Origin of the sequence: Streptomyces sp. NBC_01707 (assembly GCF_041438805.1) — a bacterium.
In the GTDB taxonomy this organism is placed as follows: Bacteria; Actinomycetota; Actinomycetes; order Streptomycetales; family Streptomycetaceae; genus Streptomyces.
The window spans coordinates 7,396,966-7,413,822 of the sequence record NZ_CP109190.1 but is presented as its reverse complement, the minus strand read 5'-3'; the positions used below and the strand labels follow the sequence as shown (position 1 = coordinate 7,413,822).

15 protein-coding genes are annotated in these 16,857 nt (G+C 70.9%); 5 read left to right on the top strand and 10 right to left on the bottom strand.

The window, feature by feature from the left end:
• Positions 1 to 66 precede the first annotated feature (66 nt).
• Genes araD through OG963_RS33230 form a run of 3 tightly spaced genes read right to left on the bottom strand, consistent with a single transcriptional unit; the run spans position 67 to position 3,394 of the window.
• Complete coding sequence (araD, locus tag OG963_RS33240; RefSeq protein ID WP_093771875.1) at positions 67 to 1,803, bottom strand: L-arabinonate dehydratase; 1,737 nt, start codon at positions 1,801 to 1,803, stop codon at positions 67 to 69.
• Positions 1,800 to 2,702, bottom strand: a complete 903-nt coding sequence (locus tag OG963_RS33235) for a dihydrodipicolinate synthase family protein (protein WP_093772276.1) — start codon at positions 2,700 to 2,702, stop codon at positions 1,800 to 1,802. The genes araD and OG963_RS33235 overlap by 4 nt, the downstream gene beginning before the upstream one ends.
• Positions 2,703 to 2,734: 32 nt before the next feature.
• On the bottom strand, positions 2,735 to 3,394 hold the full coding sequence (locus OG963_RS33230) for a GntR family transcriptional regulator (protein ID WP_093771873.1): 660 nt from the start codon (positions 3,392 to 3,394) through the stop codon (positions 2,735 to 2,737).
• Between the two features lie 218 nt (positions 3,395 to 3,612).
• Between OG963_RS33230 and OG963_RS33225 the strand changes: the two genes are divergently transcribed.
• Complete coding sequence (locus OG963_RS33225; protein ID WP_371799765.1) at positions 3,613 to 4,845, top strand: MFS transporter; 1,233 nt, start codon at positions 3,613 to 3,615, stop codon at positions 4,843 to 4,845.
• On the opposite strand, the gene OG963_RS33220 is transcribed toward OG963_RS33225, so the two are convergent.
• Together OG963_RS33220 and OG963_RS33215 are read right to left on the bottom strand one after the other, a co-directional pair.
• A complete protein-coding gene (locus tag OG963_RS33220) occupies positions 4,828 to 6,009 on the bottom strand; it encodes a hypothetical protein (RefSeq protein WP_371799764.1) in 1,182 nt (393 codons plus the stop codon). The two genes, OG963_RS33225 and OG963_RS33220, sit on opposite strands and share 18 nt — an antisense overlap.
• A complete protein-coding gene (locus OG963_RS33215; RefSeq protein WP_030919908.1) occupies positions 6,006 to 6,983 on the bottom strand; it encodes a 5-dehydro-4-deoxyglucarate dehydratase in 978 nt (325 codons plus the stop codon). The genes OG963_RS33220 and OG963_RS33215 overlap by 4 nt, the downstream gene beginning before the upstream one ends.
• Positions 6,984 to 7,245: 262 nt before the next feature.
• On the opposite strand from OG963_RS33215, the gene OG963_RS33210 reads away from it, so the two are divergent.
• From OG963_RS33210 to OG963_RS33200, 3 genes are all read left to right on the top strand, one after another.
• Positions 7,246 to 8,055 carry an NAD(P)-dependent oxidoreductase gene (locus OG963_RS33210; protein WP_030919905.1) on the top strand — a complete coding sequence of 270 codons (810 nt, stop codon included), beginning with the start codon at positions 7,246 to 7,248 and terminating at the stop codon, positions 8,053 to 8,055.
• 66 nt (positions 8,056 to 8,121) lie between these two features.
• Positions 8,122 to 8,355 (top strand): hypothetical protein, encoded by a 234-nt coding sequence (locus tag OG963_RS33205; RefSeq protein ID WP_093771865.1) that lies wholly within the window; start codon positions 8,122 to 8,124, stop codon positions 8,353 to 8,355.
• Positions 8,356 to 8,419: 64 nt separating this feature from the next.
• Positions 8,420 to 9,625: a TerD family protein gene (locus OG963_RS33200; RefSeq protein WP_030919897.1), complete on the top strand. Its 1,206-nt coding sequence runs from the start codon at positions 8,420 to 8,422 to the stop codon at positions 9,623 to 9,625.
• A 121-nt stretch (positions 9,626 to 9,746) separates the two neighbouring features.
• Here OG963_RS33200 and OG963_RS33195 read toward each other — a convergent pair whose 3' ends face one another.
• From OG963_RS33195 to OG963_RS33175, 5 genes are all read right to left on the bottom strand, one after another.
• Positions 9,747 to 9,977 carry a hypothetical protein gene (locus tag OG963_RS33195; protein ID WP_014156926.1) on the bottom strand — a complete coding sequence of 77 codons (231 nt, stop codon included), beginning with the start codon at positions 9,975 to 9,977 and terminating at the stop codon, positions 9,747 to 9,749.
• A 78-nt stretch (positions 9,978 to 10,055) separates the two neighbouring features.
• Entirely contained in the window at positions 10,056 to 11,636 is a 1,581-nt protein-coding gene (locus OG963_RS33190; RefSeq protein ID WP_371799763.1) for a TROVE domain-containing protein, read from the bottom strand.
• 479 nt (positions 11,637 to 12,115) lie between these two features.
• A complete protein-coding gene (locus OG963_RS33185) occupies positions 12,116 to 13,585 on the bottom strand; it encodes an alkaline phosphatase PhoX (RefSeq protein ID WP_093929676.1) in 1,470 nt (489 codons plus the stop codon).
• A 193-nt stretch (positions 13,586 to 13,778) separates the two neighbouring features.
• The gene (locus tag OG963_RS33180) at positions 13,779 to 15,236 is read right to left on the bottom strand and encodes a hypothetical protein (protein WP_093771859.1); all 1,458 of its coding nucleotides are present in this window, start codon (positions 15,234 to 15,236) and stop codon (positions 13,779 to 13,781) included.
• Positions 15,237 to 15,539: 303 nt separating this feature from the next.
• Positions 15,540 to 16,247: an antibiotic biosynthesis monooxygenase gene (locus OG963_RS33175; protein ID WP_362270941.1), complete on the bottom strand. Its 708-nt coding sequence runs from the start codon at positions 16,245 to 16,247 to the stop codon at positions 15,540 to 15,542.
• 165 nt (positions 16,248 to 16,412) lie between these two features.
• Between OG963_RS33175 and OG963_RS33170 the strand changes: the two genes are divergently transcribed.
• A complete protein-coding gene (locus tag OG963_RS33170; protein WP_093771855.1) occupies positions 16,413 to 16,856 on the top strand; it encodes a GNAT family N-acetyltransferase in 444 nt (147 codons plus the stop codon).
• Position 16,857: the final 1 nt, after the last annotated feature.

Here is a 16,857-nt window from a genome sequence, read left to right as displayed (position 1 = left end):
GCAAGCGCTTACCGCATGCCGTTCGGTCTGCCGAACGCGCGGTGCGCCGGAATTCTCGGTGGGCGATCAGCCCGCGTACGGGTCGGGCACCTCGCCCTGCCGGGCCAGGAAGGCGAAGTCGCAGCCCTGGTCGGCCTGGGTGATCTGGTCGTGGTAGAGCGCGCCGTAACCGCGCTCGTACCGGGTGGGCGGCGGCGTCCACGCGGCCCGGCGCCTCGCCAACTCCTCTTCCGGCACGTCGAGATGAAGCAGTCGCGCCTCGACGTCCAGGGTGATCAGGTCACCGGTGCGGACGAGGGCGAGCGGACCGCCGACGTACGACTCGGGCGCGATGTGCAGCACGCACGCCCCGTAACTGGTGCCGCTCATCCGGGCGTCGGAGAGCCGCACCATGTCCCGGACACCCTGCTTGAGCAGATAGTCGGGGATCGGCAGCATGCCGTACTCGGGCATCCCGGGACCGCCCTTGGGTCCGGAGTTGCGGAGCACCAGCACATGGTCCGGCGTGAGGGCCAGGGCCGGATCGTTGATGCTGTGCTGCATCTCCCGGTAGTTCTCGAAGACGACCGCGGGCCCGGTGTGCCGCAGCAGTTCCGGTTCGGCGGCGATGTGCTTGATCACCGCGCCGTCCGGGCAGAGGTTGCCGCGCAGGACCGCCACGCCGCCCTCCTCCGCAAGGGGGTTGTCGCGGTCGCGGATGACATCGGAGTTGTGCACGAGCGCCCCGTCGAGCTGCTCGCGGAGCGTGTCGTACGAGACGGTGGGCCGGTCGAGATGCAGTACGTCGGTCAGCCCGGCCAGGAACCCGGGCAGCCCTCCGGCGAAGTGGAAGTCCTCCATCAGGTACTTCCCGCCGGGCCGGAGATTGGCGAGCACGGGGACGGTGCGGGCGATCCGGTCGAAGTCGTCGAGGGTGAGCTTCACTCCCGAGCGGCCCGCCATCGCGATCAGGTGGATGACGGCGTTGGTGGAGCCGCCGAGCGCCAGAACGGTGGCGACCGCGTCCTCGTACGCCTCCGCCGTGAGGATCGACGACAGCTTCCGCTGCTGCCACACCAGCTCGACGATCCGGAGCCCGGACTGCGCCGCCATCCGGTCGTGCCCGGAGTCCACGGCCGGGATCGACGAGGCTCCCGGCACCGTGACACCGAGCGCCTCGGCCGCGGCCGTCAGGGTGGACGCCGTTCCCATCGTCATGCAGTGGCCGGGCGAGCGCGCGAGCCCGTTCTCCAGCTCACCCATCTCGCAGTCGCCGATGAGCCCGGCCCGCTTGTCGTCCCAGTACTTCCACATGTCGGTGCCGGAGCCGAGGACTTCGTTGCGCCAGTGCCCCGGCAGCATCGGCCCGGCCGGCACGAAGACTGTCGGCAGGTCGACCGACGCGGCCCCCATCAGCAGCGCGGGCGTCGACTTGTCGCAACCGCCCAGCAGCACCGCGCCGTCGACCGGGTAGGAGCGCAGCAGCTCCTCCGTCTCCATCGCCAGCATGTTGCGGTAGAGCATCGGGGTCGGCTTCTGGAACGTCTCCGAGAGGGTGGAGACCGGGAATTCGAGCGGGAAGCCGCCCGCCTGCCAGACGCCCCGCTTGACCGCCTGCGCACGGTCACGCAGATGGACGTGGCAGGGGTTGATGTCGGACCAGGTGTTGAGGACCGCGATGACCGGCTTGCCGAGGTGTTCCTCGGGGAGGTAGCCGAGCTGGCGGGTACGCGCCCGGTGGCTGAACGACCGCAGCCCGTCCGTCCCGTACCACTGGTGACTGCGCAGCTCCTCGGAGCCGATCCTTCCGTCCTCGCGTGTCATATCGACCACCCGGCGACCTCGTCGGCGACCTCGGCACGCCGCTCCTCGGGCAGCACCCGGCTGGGCGGGCGGACGTCGCGGCGGCAGAGGCCGAGCGAGGCGAGGGCCTCCTTGACGACCGTCACGTTGTTGGCGGACTGGCCGTCGGCCCGCAGCTCCTCGAAGCGACGGATCTGCTCCCAGACCTTCATCGCCGACGGGTGGTCGCCGGCCCGCAGTGCCTCCAGCATGGCGAGCGAGACCCCGGGGGCGACGTTGACGAGTCCGGAGGTGAAGCCGGTGGCCCCGGCGGAGAAGTAGGCGGGGGCGTACAGCTCGGCGAGACCGGCGATCCAGACGAACCGGTCCAGGCCCGCGTCCCGGGCGAAGGCCGCGAATCGCGCGGCGTCCGGGACGGCGTACTTCACACCGATGACGTTGGGGCAGCTGTCGGCGAGCGCGGCGAGACGCTCCCCGTCGAGCTGCGGGTTGCGGATGTACGGCACGACACCGAGCCCGGGGACGGCTTCCGCGATCGTCCGGTGGTAGTCGACCCAGCCGTCCTGCGAGACGTACGGGTGCACGGGCTGATGGACCATCACCATCTCGGCGCCGGCGTCACGTGCGTGCTCGGCCGCGGCCACGGCGGTCGGCACGTCGTGCCCGACCCCGACCAGGACCGTGGCGCGTCCACCCACCTCGTCGATGGTCAGTTCGGTGACGGTGCGCCGCTCCTCGGGGGTGAGCGCGTAGAACTCCCCGGTGTTGCCGTTCGGGGTCAGGATGCGTACGCCGCCGTCGATGAGCCGTCTCAGCAGTCCGCGGTGAGCCGCCGTGTCGATGGTCCCGTCCGTGGCGAACGGGGTCACCGGGATCGCCACGACATCTGCGAGGGCCGCCTTCAGCGGTGTGAGGTCCATGCGGACAGGCCTTTCGTCGGTGTGCTGGTGGTTCACGCCCCGCCCTCCTCGGTGTGTGCTCCCTCGGGGAAGGCGCGGCGGACGAACGACGCGATGTGGTCGTGCAGGGCGCCGGCCGCGGCGTCCGCGTCGTCGGCGAGCGCCAGCCGCAGGATCTCCCGGTGCTCGGCCGCCTCCCGCTCCCAGGACGGGATGGTCGCCCAGGCGACCGTCGACACGAGTGCGGCCTGGTCGCGGACCTCGTCGAGCATCCGGGCCAGCAGCGGGTTGCCGCAGGGCAGGTACAGCGCCCGGTGGAAGTCCCGGTTGGCGAGCGACCGGTCGGCCTTGTCACCGGCCGAGTCGGCCCGCTCCAGCGCTTCCTGGGCCGCGTCGAGCGAGGCCTTGCGGGTGATGGAGCGGCGCAGCGCCTCCGGCTCGAGGAGCAGCCGTACGTCGTACACCTCACGGGCCATCTCCGCGTCGACCAGCCGCACGGTGACGCCCTTGTACTGGCTCATCACGACGAGTCCGGTACCGGCAAGGGTCTTCAGCGCCTCGCGCACCGGGGTCTTGGAGACCCCGAACTGTGCGGCGAGTTCGGTCTCGACGAGGGCCTGCCCCGGTCTCAGCTGCGCCGTGAGGATCGCGTGCTTGATCGCCTCCAGCACGTACTGGGTGCGGGACGGAATCGGGGTGGGCGCAAAGGTCATGAGTGAAGGGCTCTCGCATCTCGCGTATCGCGTCTCATATATGACGTACGAAGTACGACGCGTTGAAGCTAGAGCCGGTGCAAATGTTTCGTCAACGCTTCTGACGAAAGAACTTCCGGCAACTCGATGTAAGGCATCTGCCCGATGTCCGGATACGTCCTCAGTGGCCAGCATGAGTCCCACAACACACGTGCGGGTCGGCAGGGTTCGGGGGCACCATGGCAAGGTCGGCGGCGGGCAGGGTTCTGCGGGACCGCAACGCCGGGCTGTATCTGGCGGCGGTCGTCATCACGGGGTTCGGGACGTCCGCGATGTGGCTCACGGCGGGGATCTGGGTCAAGTCCCTGACCGGGTCGGACAGCCTGGCGGCGCTCGCCGTGTTCGCCATGTGGCTTCCCTCGCTGATCGGGCCCGTGCTCGGCAACCTCGCCGACCGGGTGCGCCGCAAGCCGCTGCTGATCCGGGCGAACCTCACCATGGCGGGGCTGCTCACCGTGCTGCTCGCGGTCGATTCGGCCGAGCGGATCTGGATCCTCTTCGCGGTCCTCGTGCTCTACGGGGTGAGCGGTGTCGTGATGGACGCGGCCGAGACGGCGCTCGTCGCGCACACCGTCGACCTCCGGCTGCTCGGCGACTTCAACGGACTCCGGATGATCGCCGCCGAGGGCATGAAGCTCCTCGCGCCGCTTGCCGGCGCCGGCTTGTACGCCCGCTTCGGGGGCGGCGCGGTGGCGCTGCTCGACGCGGCGTCGTTCGCGCTGGCCGCGGGGGTGTGCGCACTGCTGCGGGTGAGCGAACCGGCCCGGCCGGGCCGCACGGACCGGCGTGGCGAATCGGCCGCGGGGATCCGGCAGGTGTGGCGCTCGCCGGTGCTGCGGCCGCTGGTGCTGGCGGGTTCGGCGACGATGCTCTGTGCCGGGCTCAACGGGGCGGCGGTCTACGCCCTCGTGGACGACGGGCTCGGGCACTCCCCCACGTACGCGGGGGTGCTGTACGCGGCGCAGGGCGCCGGGTCCGTCGCGATCGGACTGCTGGCCGGTCCGTTGCTGCGGCGACTGCCGGAGCGGGTGTTCGGCGCGGCCGGGATCGCGCTGTTCGCGACGGCGGTGGGGGTGCGGGCACTGCCGTACGACGCGGTGGCGCTGGTCACGAGCGCCGCGATCGGGGCGGGGCTGCCGTGTGTGCTGATCGCCGCGATGACGGCGGTGCAGCGGGAGACGCCGGACACCGTGCTGGGCCGTACGGCGGCGACCGCCAACTCACTGATGATGGTGCCGAACGCGGTGGCGCTGGCGCTCGGCGCGGGGCTGATCGCGGTGCTGGACATCCGGGTGCTGCTGCCGTTGACCGGTGCGGCGGGGCTGCTGACCGCGGCCCTGCTGATCACGGATCGGTGGGAGCGGCCGACGGCCGGCCCCACCGATCCGGTTCCGTCATCGACCGATGCGTGACAGCGCTTCGGCGACGGTCCTCAGGTCCGGGTCGGAAGCCAGCCCGGCGTGGTACAGCCGCAGTTGGTCGGCGCCGAGCGAGGCCGCATGCGCGGCGTCGCGCTCCAGCGTGGCGGGGCTGCCGCCCATGCCACCGACCACGGTGAAGTTGGCGGCGACGACCCGGTCGGACCGGCCGGCGAAGGGTCCGAGGACCGTCTCGCGCGCCGCGTCACCGCCGGTGCAGGGCAGCACCACCCCGTCGGCCACGGAGAGGATGTGCTGCGGGTCGACGCCCACGTTCGCACCGGAGCGGTACGGGGCGGGGTCGGCGTGCAGCAGCACCTGGAAGTTCTCCGCGGCCGCCGCCCGCACAGCGGCGACCGCGGACTCCTGGAGCGTGCGGGCGACCTGGCCGCGGAACTCCATGGTGGCGGCGGCGAGATCGGCGCCGAGGAGTTTCTCGACGCCGGACCAGCCGGCCTCCGAGGAACCGGACCCTGCCCAGACCGGTTCCAGGGCCGCGCGCACGGCCCGGCTCAACTCATCCGCGTCCAGGCCGTGTTCGCCGTATCCGGTCCGGCAGTCGGGGCAGAAGCAGAGCGACATCAGGTACTGCGCCGCGTCCCCGAGGCCGACGCCCGCGATCTTGTCGTGGGCGTGCAGATGCGCGAAGCCGTACCAGCCGCAGGACTCCAGCTCGGTGCCGCGCGTACCATCGCGCACCGCCGCCTCGCCCGCCAGCTCCACCAGGTACGCGCGGACCGCGGGCCGCGCGATGCAGGGCGCCCACGGGTAGCGGTCGCCGTACGCGTTGACCACCGAGGTGTCCGGATGGTCGGCGCCCAGCCGGGAGTTGTGCGCGAGCACCACCCAGCTGTGCACCTCCAGACCGGCATCCGTCAGCGCCTGCGCGGCCTCGGCGTACGGATCGTCCGAGGCCACCCAGGACTGTGCGTACGGGCGCAGTTCACGCCCTGCCCACCGCCCGGCGTCCGCCGGGTACAACACCGCGGCGTGTTCGGCGGTGACGATCCGGCGGGCGGGGTGACGCGGGGTCAGCGCACGGGTCGAGTGGTAGGCGGCGGCGAGCGTCACCTGCCCGACGCCGAGGTCCGCGACACGGGCGGCGGCGTCCGGGTCCCCGACGATGTCCCACGGGTACAGGAAGGCGGAGGCCTTCATACTGCGGGCTCCTCGGGCGCGGTCCTGGCCTGTCCGTACTTCTCCAGCACGGCGCGGCCGCGCTCGATGATCCCGGCCAGCTCCTCGATGTGCGCGGCAGGCGGCTCGGTCAGCGGGGTGCGGACCTCGCCGACCGCGTGACCCTCCAGCCGGACGGCGGCCTTGACCAGCGAGACGGCATAGCCGCGGCCCTTGGCACGCAGCTCGACGAGCGGCCGGTAGAAGTGGTCGAGCAGTGCGTTGGCGAACTCGTCGTCACCGGAGTCCAGGGCCCGGTGGAAGGCGAGGGCGATGTCCGGTGCGAAGGCGAACACGGCGGAGGAGTAGAGCGTGACGCCGATGCCGCGGTAGGCGAGCCCGGTGAGTTCGGCGGTGGGCAGCCCGTTGAAGTACAGGAAGTCCTGGCCGGGCAGTTCGGTACGGACGGCGCTGACGATGCGCTGCATCAGGTCGAGGTCGCCGTAGCCGTCCTTGAGGCCGATGACCCCGGGCGTCCGGGCCAGGGCGACGACGGTCTCCGGGGTGAAGACGGCGTTGTCGCGCTGGTAGACGATCGTCTCCAGAGAGGTGGCCGCGGCCAGCGCCGTGTAGTGGGCGAGCAGCCCTTCCTGGTCGGCGAAGACCAGGTACGGCGGCATGGCGAGGAGCCCGTCCGCGCCCGCTTCCTCGGCGAGCTTCGCGTACCGGATCGCGAGGGCCGTGCCGTACCCGGCGCCCGCGACGACGGGCACCTCCCCGGCGGTCTCCTCGACCGCCGCGGCGACGACGAGACGGAACTCCTCCGGCGTCAGCGCGTGGAACTCGCCCGTGCCGCAGCAGGCGAAGACGGCGGCCGCACCGGCATCGATGCCGGTGCGCACATGCGCGCGGAAGGCGTCGAGATCGACAGCGCCGTCCGGCCCGTAGGCGGTGACGGGGAAGAAGAGCGGCCCGGCGACATGGGTGAGTCGGGCGGCAAGGGGGGCTGAGGTCACGGGCGCTCCCTGAGCGGATTCAGGCGTGCACAATTCTGATCGGCGTCCATATTCATGAACGCCACCAAGTTAAGGCAGCCACGCAGGGCAGGTCAAGACGGGGAGCCGCGACACGGAGGCGGAGTCGAGACGGAGCCGACACCCCCGCACAGGAGGCGCGCACCACTTGACGCACCGCGCTCTCACTTCTTAGTTTGTCCATGCATGTGAATGTCGTCCATGGATTTGATGTGTCGCGCGTATGTACCGAGGAGATCAGCGAATGCCCGCTCCCCGCACCGTCCTGCTCACCGGCGCCGCCGGCGGCCTCGGCACCCTGATGCGCGGCCTGCTGCCCGCGTACGGCTACGAACTCCGCCTCTTCGACGCCACCCCCATCGAGGGCGAGCCGGACGCGATCACGGCCGACCTCGGCGACAAGGAGGCGCTGCGTGAGGCCGTGCGCGGCGTCGACGCGATCATCCACCTCGCGGGCATCTCACTGGAAGCCTCTTTCGACAAGATCCTGCGAGCCAACATCGAGGGGACGTACAACCTGTACGAGGCCGCGCGCGAGGAGGGCGTCCGGCGTATCGTGTTCGCCTCCTCCAACCACGCCATCGGCTACACCCCCCGCCCGCTGCCCGGCGATCCACTGATCCCGATCGACACCCCGCGCCGCCCCGACACCTTCTACGGCCTCTCCAAGTCGTTCGGCGAAGACCTCGCACAGCTGTACTGGGACAAGCACGCCATGGAGACCGTCTCCGTGCGCATCGGCTCCTGCTTCATGGAACCGACATCCGTACGGATGCTCTCGGTGTGGATGAGCCCCGGTGACGGCGCCCGGCTCTTCCACGCCGCGCTCACCGCCGACGAGGTCGGGCACACGGTGATCTACGGCTCCTCCGACAACACCCGCCTGTGGTGGGACCTGACCACGGCCCGGTCGCTCGGGTACGAGCCGCAGGACGACTCCGAGCAGTACGCGGAGAAGCTCGTCGCGGAACAGGGCGAACTCGACCCGGCCAACCCGGACCACGCCCACCTCGGCGGCCACTTCGTCACCCATCCGCCGATCTGGCCGTACTAGCCGATCCGGCCGTACCGGTCGGAAAATCGGGCGACGGCATCCGGAGCGGACGGGCACCATACGGCCATGCCGAAGCCTTCCGGATTCCAGTACGAGCGACATGGCGACGCGAGCGTCACGATCACCCGTCACGGCCGCCCGGCGGGCACCCTGCGCGGCGGCCGGGCGGAGAAGTTCCTGGCCGAAGTGGTGTCCGGCGACGCCCAACTCGTCATGGCGCGCTGGACGGGCGCGTACAAGCACGGCAACGAGCGCACCGCCCGCGACCACCCCCGCAACCGGGCGCGCGGCGGGCGCTGATCCGTACGGAGCAAGCCGGCGAAGGTAAGGGAACGGCAAAGCCGGGTCGTTCGTTACCCCCAGCATGACCGCTATGACCCCCGGCTCGAACATCCCTCTCTCCACCGCCCGCGTGGCGGTGGACGTCGCCGCCCCGGTGCGGCTCGACGTCTCGGGCCTGCTGCTCACCGCCGACGGCAAGGTGCGTTCCGACGACGACTTCATCTTCTACAACCAGCCCACCGGCCCCGGTGTGACCTACCGCTCCGGCGGCGGCACGGCGCCGGACGCGATCGTGGTGGACACCGCCGCGGTACCGCCCGGCATCGAGAAGATCGTCGTCACGGCGAGCCCGGACGCGGCGGGGCAGACATTCCAGGGCATCGAGCCCACCGCCACCGTGCGCAACGCGGACGACGGCAGCGTGCTCGCCACCTTCACCCCGCCCCGTCTCGGTGCCGAGACGGCGCTCGTGGTCATCGAGGTCTATCTGCGCAACGGCGCCTGGAAGGCCCGAGCGGTCGGCCAGGGCTACGCCGACGGGCTGGCGGGTATCGCCACGGACTTCGGCGTCTCGGTCGAGGAGCCCGCCGCACCGCCCGCGCCGGTCGCACCCCCGATGCCTGCCGCCGCCCCCGTGGACCCGCGGACCGCCGCTCCCGCGGCCCCTCCCGCGGCTCCGCCCGTCGCCGCCCCGGCGCCCGCCGGCTCCGGCAAGATCAACCTCGACAAGGGCCGGGTCAACCTCCAGAAGAACCAGACGGTGTCCCTGGTCAAGGGCGGCCGCCCGCTGCTCTCGCAGGTCAAGATGGGGCTCGGCTGGGAACCCGCGTTCCGTGGCAAGGACATCGACCTCGACGCCTCGGTGATCGCCTACGGCCCCAACCGGAACCATCTGGACAGCTGCTACTTCGGCAAGCTCTCCATCCTGAACGGCGCGATCAAGCACTCCGGCGACAACCTCACGGGCGAGGGCGCGGGGGACGACGAGGTGATCGTCGTGGACCTGGGCCGGATCCCCCCGGAGGCGACGGGGCTGGTCTTCACGGTCAACTCGTTCACCGGCCAGAAGTTCACCGAGGTCGCCAAGGCCTACTGCCGGCTGATCGACGCGACCTCCGGCGAGGAACTGGTCCGCTTCGACCTGACCGGCGCCGAACCGCAGACCGGCGTGATGATGGCGAAGCTGATCAAGCAGTTCTCGGGCGAGTGGGAAATGACGGCGATGGGTGACTTCGTCAAGTCGCGCACGGTCCGCGGCATGGTCAAGCCCGCCGCACAGGCGCTGTAGAAGGGCGCTGCGCACACTCCTGGAGCCCGCCTCCTGAAATGGCTTCCGGGGCACCTGCTGGATCTGCGGGTGCCCCGGAAGGGGAGTGCGGGACGGACGCTTCGTACGCTCGTCGTCCCTCTCAGAGCTTGGTCAGCTTGGAGTACGGGCTCAGGATCCTCCCCTGTCGCCCCGAGAAGTCGATGAGCACTGCGTCGTTGTCGCCCTCGACAGCGAGGACTCGACCGAGTCCGAACTGGTCATGCGACACCCTGTCGCCCACATCGAAGCATTCGACCGGTGGGGCCGCCTGGGCCGGGCGGTTGAAGGGACTGGAAGGCAGGTGACGCCGGGATCCGGCTGACTGTTTCATTACGTTGAGTATGCGCCTCCGGGACGCGTGACGCCATGCCCGACCGCTCCCGAGGGCCCACTGATGCCGTATTCGTAATCAGCGTTTCCAGGGCCAGTCGGCGTCCCGCCCCGCCTCCAGCAGGGGCACCATGCGGAATGCGGCGTCCGAAAGACCCCCGAAGGTGTGGCGGTTCTCGCTTCCGGACGGGGCGTGCCCGACCCGGTATCCGGCCAGATTCCAGGTGTACACGGGCACACTCGCCGGGACGGCCTCGGTGGCATCGCCGTAGTACGTGAACGACGCCTGCTCGTCCGTGACGATCAGCACCCGGTCGTGGCCGCGGTAGTGCCGGCGGACCGCCTCCGCGGTGTTGGTGCCACCGAGATCACCGAACCGGTCCAGGATCTTCAGCACGGACTCGCCCCCGCGAAAGGTCACCGGTGCGCTGTTCGTACCGAATTCCACCAGATCGGCATCGGCGGCCCGAAGCGCGAGCGCCGCGCCGAAGATCGCGGCGGCGTCGGCCCGGTTCAGCCGCGACCGGTCCGAGAGCGGCGACCACATCGAGCCCGAGCGGTCGACCAGGATCAGCGTCCGCCCCCGCAACGCCGGGACGTTCGCGAGGGAGTGGCCGAGCGCCTGCTCCAGCGGGTACGCCCAGCGCAGCGACGGGGCGTGCCGGTACGCCGCGAGGTAGCGGAACGGAAACTGCCGCGATGCGGCGACCACGGCCGGGTCGGAGATCTTCGCCGCCACCTGCGCTGCGACCTCGTCCGAGACGCCCGCCTCGTCGAAGTTCCGCAGATTGCGGACGAGTGCCATCGCCCCCATCGACGGAATGACGGCCTCCCATGCCGCTGCGTCCATCGGACCCTGCAGCCAGCCCGCGAGGGCCTCCCAGGTCATGCCTGCCGCCGCCAGTCGGTCCGACCCGTCGGGCGCGGTGATCACGGCCCGCCGCTCGTCGACCGGCAGCTCCATCAGCGCCCGGTGGGCGATGAGGGTGCGGTTCGAGGCAGGCGGAACAGCCGCGTCCGGGTGATGCCGGCGGTCGAGCGCATAGCGGAACAGCTCGCCCTGCCAGGCCTTCTCCGGGGCGGGCGCCGCATGCACCAGGTTCAGGATGTCGCCGAAGCGGTAGCCCTTGGACGCGGTGTCGTACTTCAGCAGCGACTTGCCGTCGTAGAGGCGGCGTACGGCGTCGGCGATCCCGCGCTTGACGGGCTTGGGCACGGTACGGCCGTACCGCGACGTCCAGTACCCCAGCAGCTCACCCGGCTCGTCGGCGCGCAGCAGGACGGAGTCGACGACCTGCCGGTTGGACGGCCCGTCCTCGGCCCCCGCGTCGAGGCGGGCCTTCACGTACTCGGCGGCGCCGACGATCGCCGCGGTGCGCATCCCGCCGTCGCGGCGCAGCCATCCCAGCAGTCCGGCGGTCCAGTCGGGGTCACCCACCGCAAGGATGCGTACCAGCGTGGCGAATCGGCTGTCACGCTGCTCGGAATTCTCGTAGAACGTCTGCTGCGAGACGAAATGGGCGACGGCAAGCAGGAAAAGTTCCGAACGGTTGTCGCGGAGATGTCCGCGGCCTCCCTGACAGGTGGGTGCGGTGCGCCCGGTCGACTTCACGGGCGACGTCGCCTTCACCTCGACGATGCGGGCATTGAAGCGTGCCATGGTGAATTCCCCCGAATTCGTTGGGGAAAGACACAGCGCAGGGGTGCCCGAGATCAGGAGTCGGCGACGGGCTTGCCTGATGCTCTGCCCTTGAGCTACCGGCCGTGGCCGGGCGGGACTCGAACCCGCAACCGTCGGAAGTATCCGTCACCTGCGCACCGGGCACCCGATGCTGTGCCTCCCGAGATCAAGGTCGGCGACGGCGGAACTTGTTCGAAGAAGTAGCCGTGGCCCGCGCACCGGGAGGTGCGTGCAATTTCTTTGAGCTGTACGTGCCCAGAGATCACAGTCGGCGGAACCGACGAAGGTGCTCTACCCACTGAGCTACACCGGCTCGAAAGCCGATGGCGGGACTCGAACCCGCGACATCCCCATTAAGAGTGGAAGTAGGTCCTGCCTGCGCACCTGGGCACAGACAGGACCTTAGAAGACCGGCCTCCGGACGCGCGACGGGTTATTCCGCGCGTCCGGACGGTGCGTCAGTGCCGGTTCGGCTGGCGCTTCCACGGGCCGGTGATGGCGAGCATGATGCCGGGCGTCTGGATGTTGGCGAACAGCGTCTTCCCGTCGGGCGAGAAGGTGACACCGGTGAACTCGCTGTACTCCGGCTCCTCGGCCGTGCCCACGTTCAGGTCGTTGCGCGCGATCGGGTAGGTGCGGCCGCTCTCCGTCGCCCCGAAGAGGTGCTGGACGCCCTCGCCGTCCTCGGCGATGACCAGACCGCCGTACGGCGAGACGGTGATGTTGTCCGGGCCGTCGAAGGCGCCGTCCTTCGACGGGTCGGCGTTCACGCCGAGGAGGACCTTCAACGTCAGCGTGCGGCGCTTCGGGTCGTAGAACCAGACCTGGCCGTCGTGCTGGACGGGGCTCTCCTCGCGGGCGAACGAGGAGACGATGTAGACGCCGCCGTCACCCCACCACATGCCTTCGAGCTTGCGGGCGCGGGTCACGTCCTGGTCGCCGAACTGCTTGCGCACGGAGACGGTCTTGGCGTCGCGGTCGACGACGTCGACCCAGTCCACGCCGTACACCGTGCCGATCTTGGTGGCGCGGGACAGGTCGTCGACGAACTTGCCGCTCTTGTCGAAGCACTTGGTGGCCTGGAGGACACCGGCGTCGTCGGCGAGCGTGCGCAGCTTGCCGCGGCCGTGCTTGAAGCCGTGCGGCGGAACCCAGCGGTAGAGCAGCCCGTTGGGGCCGGCCGCGTCCTCGGTCAGGTAGGCGTGGCCGAGCTTGGGGTCGATGACGACAGCCTCGTGGGCGTACCGGCCGAACGCCTTGATCGGGCGCGGGTCGCGGTTGGCGCGCTCGTCGTACGGGTCTACCTCGAAGACGTAGCCGTGGTCCTTGAGCAGACCGTTCTTACCGGCCTTGTCCTCGGTCTCCTCGCAGGTGAGCCAGGTACCCCACGGGGTGGCACCACCGGCACAGTTGGTGGACGTGCCGGCGATGCCGACCCACTCGGCGGTGCGGCCGTCGCGGCGGGTCTCGACGACGGTGCAGCCACCGGCGGCGATCGGGTCGTAGACGAGGCCCTCGGTGAGCGGGACGGGGTGCTCCCAGCCTGCCCGGGTGCCGCTCAGCTCGTGGTTGTTGACGAGCAGGGTGACGCCGCGCGGGCCCTCGAAGGCGGCCGTGCCGTCGTGGTTGGAGGGGGTGTACTCGCCGGATTCCAGCTTGGTGACACCGCTGTGGGTGATGATGCGGTACGAGAAGCCGGCGGGCAGCGCGAGTATGCCCTTCGGGTCGGGGACCAGCGGCCCGTAGCCGGGCTCGTGGCTGTGACCGTGTCCGTGGTCATGACCATGGTGGTCGTCGTGGCCGTGGCCGGACTCCTGCGCGGCGAGGGCACCAGGCGCGGTAGCCAGGGCGGCGACGGTACCGGTCAGGGCGATGCCGGCACCGGTGACGGCGGACTGCTTGGTGAATTCCCTGCGCGTGAAGGGCATCTCGAGACTCCTGGAGCTGCTCGGACGGGTGTTTGCGGGCTCACGCTCCCGCCCCTGCACCAACACCAGTTGAACTGCGGGCGTCTTCGAGCGACATCCTTTCTGTGAACCTTCACAGAGCCCTTGCCCCGCCCTCCGCCCGGCTGCCCGACTCGACGGCCCGGTGCCGCGGCGGACACGGCGGCCGCCCCGCTCAGCCGCCCGAACGGGACCGCGCCTTGAACGCCGCCTTCCTTGCTTCCTTCGCCTTCGTCTTGTCGCTGTGCAGCCGCCCCATCGCCTCCAGGACGTCCGCCGTCGCCGGGTGCGCCACCCGCCACGCCTCGTCGAAGAACCCGCTGTGCTGGCCGGAGAGCCCTTCGACGAGCCCCTGGAGTTCGTCCAGGTCGCCGTCCGCCTCCAGCTGGGCGGCGATCGTGTCGACGGCGAGCCAGAAGATCATCGCCTCCGGCGGCGGGGGTACGTCGGCCGCCCCGCGCTCGGCGAGCCAGACCCGGGCGAGGCCGCCCAGCTCCGCGTCGTCGAGCACCGCACGGACCGCGGGCTCGGCCTCCGCGCCGACCAGGGCGAGCGCCTGCTGACAGTGCAGCCTGCGCAGCGGGGCCTGCTGGTCCGTACCGCGCGCCGCGTCCAGCAGTTCGCCCGCGGCCCCGTCCGCGCCGCGACGGGCGAGCCACTGCTCGACCTCGGTGCGCGCCGCAGCCTCCGGGTAGTAGGCGATGCCGCCGAGGAGCGTGTCCGCGCCCTTGTCCACGAGATCACCGATCGCCGGGGCATCGATGCCGGCCTCCAGCATCCGGGCCCGGATGCCGTACAGGCCGAGGGGGGTCAGCCGCACCATGCCGTACCGGCTGACGTCCTCGTCGTCGGCGGGCGGCTGGGCCTCCTCGCCCTCCTCGGCGAGCAGCGTCTCGTCCACCGGCCGGTAGGCGACGATGCCGATCGGTTCGAGAAGCCGGAACTGGTCGTCGAGGCGCATCATCGCCTCCGACACCTGTTCCAGGATGTCGTCGGTGGGCTCGCCCATCTCGTCGGGCACGATCATCGACGCGGCGAGCGCGGGCAACGGTACGGGCGCCTCGCCCTCGCTCCCGTCGCCGACCGTGAGCAGATACAGGTTGCCGAGCACTCCGTCGAGGAATTCCGCTTCCGCCTCCGGGTCCCAGTCCAGGGAGTCGAAGTCGATCGACCCGTCCTCGCCGACGAGATCGGCGAAGTCGTCGAAGACGGGTGCGGTGGCGTCGGCGTGCACGGCCTCCAGGCCGTCGAGCCAGATCGTCAGGACGTCCTGCGGGGAGCCGCCGGTCAGCAGTCCCAGGTTCTCGCCCGCGCTGACGGTCCCCTCGGCGTCGTCTCCGGCGTCGTCCCCCTCCGGGTCGTGGACGTCGAGGAGCCCGGTGTCGACCGCGAGCCGCCACGCCTCACTTGCCTCCGCGGCACCGTCCTCGTCCGCCGCCAGCCCGAGGTGCTCGGCCGCGGCGGGCAGCTGCGCCTCGACGAGCTCGCCGCCGGCGCCGACGCGGGTCCCGGGTCCCGCCCAGCGGGCGAGCCGGACGGCTCGGGCGAGCAGCGGCGCGGCGAGCGCGTCCCGTGCCAGCTCCGCCTGGGAGTGCAGCCGTACCGGTGGCAGGGTGGGGCGCTCTGCGGACATCAGGTGGTTCTCCTCGGACGTACGGGGGTACGGGCTCGGACCGACCCGCAGGGGGCGGTGGTCCCAGGCCGACCAAGCGTAGACGCATTTCGCCCATGCCACTCGGCCCCTAGGACGGACGGCAGCCGATCACCCGGCCGACCTCGGCAACTGCCCTGCACAGCACAGGAATCGATGGGCTCGGGCACCCCCTCGTACGCCTCTCACACTCGCCGGAGCGCGTGCTGCATCCGCATCGTCCACCCGAACCACCGGCGGTCCGCAGGCGTCGCGCCTGCGCCCGTGGCCCCCGGTCCTCGCCGGCTACCCGGCCGCCCTCAGACTGAGCGCGCGCGAGTAGCGGTGCACACCGCCGCCGCTCACCCCCGGGTAGGACTGCACCCGCTGCCACTGCGGTGTCCTGGACCCGACGCCGTCGCCGGGAGCGGCGAGCGCGTCGATGTGCGCCTGCGCGCTCGCCCATTCCGCGTAGTTGAGTACGCGGGTCCCGTCGACGCTCACGTGGAAGTGCCCGGAGATGCCGCCGGGGGCGGGCGCCGGATCCGTCCCGATCGCCTCGAACACGGTGTCCACCCAGTCCCGTTGACGCGCCTTGTCCGGCCCGTCGAACTCGACGTCGACGATCACGACGCATCCCGGCTCAGGGGCGTCGGCGTCGCTCGGCGCCGTGGAGCGGTAGAGCTCGTACGTGTGCAGGCCGAGCCGGCGGATCCCTGGCACGGAGGCATCGATGTCGGCGTTGCGCGCGTCCCGTCCGCTCGCGAGGAACTCCTGATATGCGCCTTCACCACTCCACTGCGAGTAGTGGAACAGCGTCTTCCCGTCGTCCCCGGCGTGCACGGTGTACGAGAGCAGCCCCGGGTGCGGCCAGTCCCGGCCGCCCCACACCTCGCGGATGGCCTCGACCGCCTGCCGCTGCCGCACAGGGGTGCCGACGTCCCAGGTACTGGCCTTGACGAGGCCCGCATCGCGCCGGACGACATCGGGACGGGACTCGAACTGCACGCTCATGACGGTCCTCCTCGCCGGGGCACCCCTGCGGTGCGCCGCTGACGACCACCCTGATACGTCAAGCACGCTCGAGGTCAACCACCGGTTTCACGGGCGGCGGCCGACCGCGCGGCCGCACCGTATCCGGCTGCTCAGCGCTCAGGTACCCGTGCCAGACTCCGGGACATGATCCTTCGCACCGCCACCCGCGCCGACCTGCCCGCCGTCCTCGCGCTCCTCGCGGACGAGAACCGCGTCGTGGACCCGGCCTCGGTCGTGGTCGACCGGGGGTACGAAAAAGCCTTCGCCGACATCGAGAGCGATCCGCGCAACGAAATGCTTGTGCTGGTGGACGGCGACACCGTGCTGGGCTGTCTGCAGGCCACGTACATACCGGGGCTCGGGAAGCGCGGCGCGGAGCGGGCGCTGATCGAGGCGGTGCGGATCAGGGCCGACCGGCGGGGCGGTGGGCTGGGGCGGGAGCTGATGAGGCAGGCCGTCGACCGGGCCCGGCTGCGGGGGTGCGCGCTGGTGCAGCTGACCAGCAGCAAGCGGCGTGCCGACGCGCACCGGTTCTACGAGTCGCTGGGCTTCGACCGAAGCCACGAAGGTTTCAAGCTGGCCCTCTGAG

Coding starts and splice junctions, on each gene's coding strand:
- araD (WP_093771875.1), bottom strand. CDS start 1,803: ATGACACGCGAGGACGGAAGGATCGGCTCCGAGGAGCTGCGCAGTCAC.
- OG963_RS33235 (WP_093772276.1), bottom strand. CDS start 2,702: ATGGACCTCACACCGCTGAAGGCGGCCCTCGCAGATGTCGTGGCGATC.
- OG963_RS33230 (WP_093771873.1), bottom strand. CDS start 3,394: ATGACCTTTGCGCCCACCCCGATTCCGTCCCGCACCCAGTACGTGCTG.
- OG963_RS33225 (WP_371799765.1), top strand. CDS start 3,613: ATGGCAAGGTCGGCGGCGGGCAGGGTTCTGCGGGACCGCAACGCCGGG.
- OG963_RS33220 (WP_371799764.1), bottom strand. CDS start 6,009: ATGAAGGCCTCCGCCTTCCTGTACCCGTGGGACATCGTCGGGGACCCG.
- OG963_RS33210 (WP_030919905.1), top strand. CDS start 7,246: ATGCCCGCTCCCCGCACCGTCCTGCTCACCGGCGCCGCCGGCGGCCTC.
- OG963_RS33205 (WP_093771865.1), top strand. CDS start 8,122: ATGCCGAAGCCTTCCGGATTCCAGTACGAGCGACATGGCGACGCGAGC.
- OG963_RS33200 (WP_030919897.1), top strand. CDS start 8,420: ATGACCGCTATGACCCCCGGCTCGAACATCCCTCTCTCCACCGCCCGC.
- OG963_RS33195 (WP_014156926.1), bottom strand. CDS start 9,977: ATGAAACAGTCAGCCGGATCCCGGCGTCACCTGCCTTCCAGTCCCTTC.
- OG963_RS33190 (WP_371799763.1), bottom strand. CDS start 11,636: ATGGCACGCTTCAATGCCCGCATCGTCGAGGTGAAGGCGACGTCGCCC.
- OG963_RS33185 (WP_093929676.1), bottom strand. CDS start 13,585: ATGCCCTTCACGCGCAGGGAATTCACCAAGCAGTCCGCCGTCACCGGT.
- OG963_RS33180 (WP_093771859.1), bottom strand. CDS start 15,236: ATGTCCGCAGAGCGCCCCACCCTGCCACCGGTACGGCTGCACTCCCAG.
- OG963_RS33175 (WP_362270941.1), bottom strand. CDS start 16,247: ATGAGCGTGCAGTTCGAGTCCCGTCCCGATGTCGTCCGGCGCGATGCG.
- OG963_RS33170 (WP_093771855.1), top strand. CDS start 16,413: ATGATCCTTCGCACCGCCACCCGCGCCGACCTGCCCGCCGTCCTCGCG.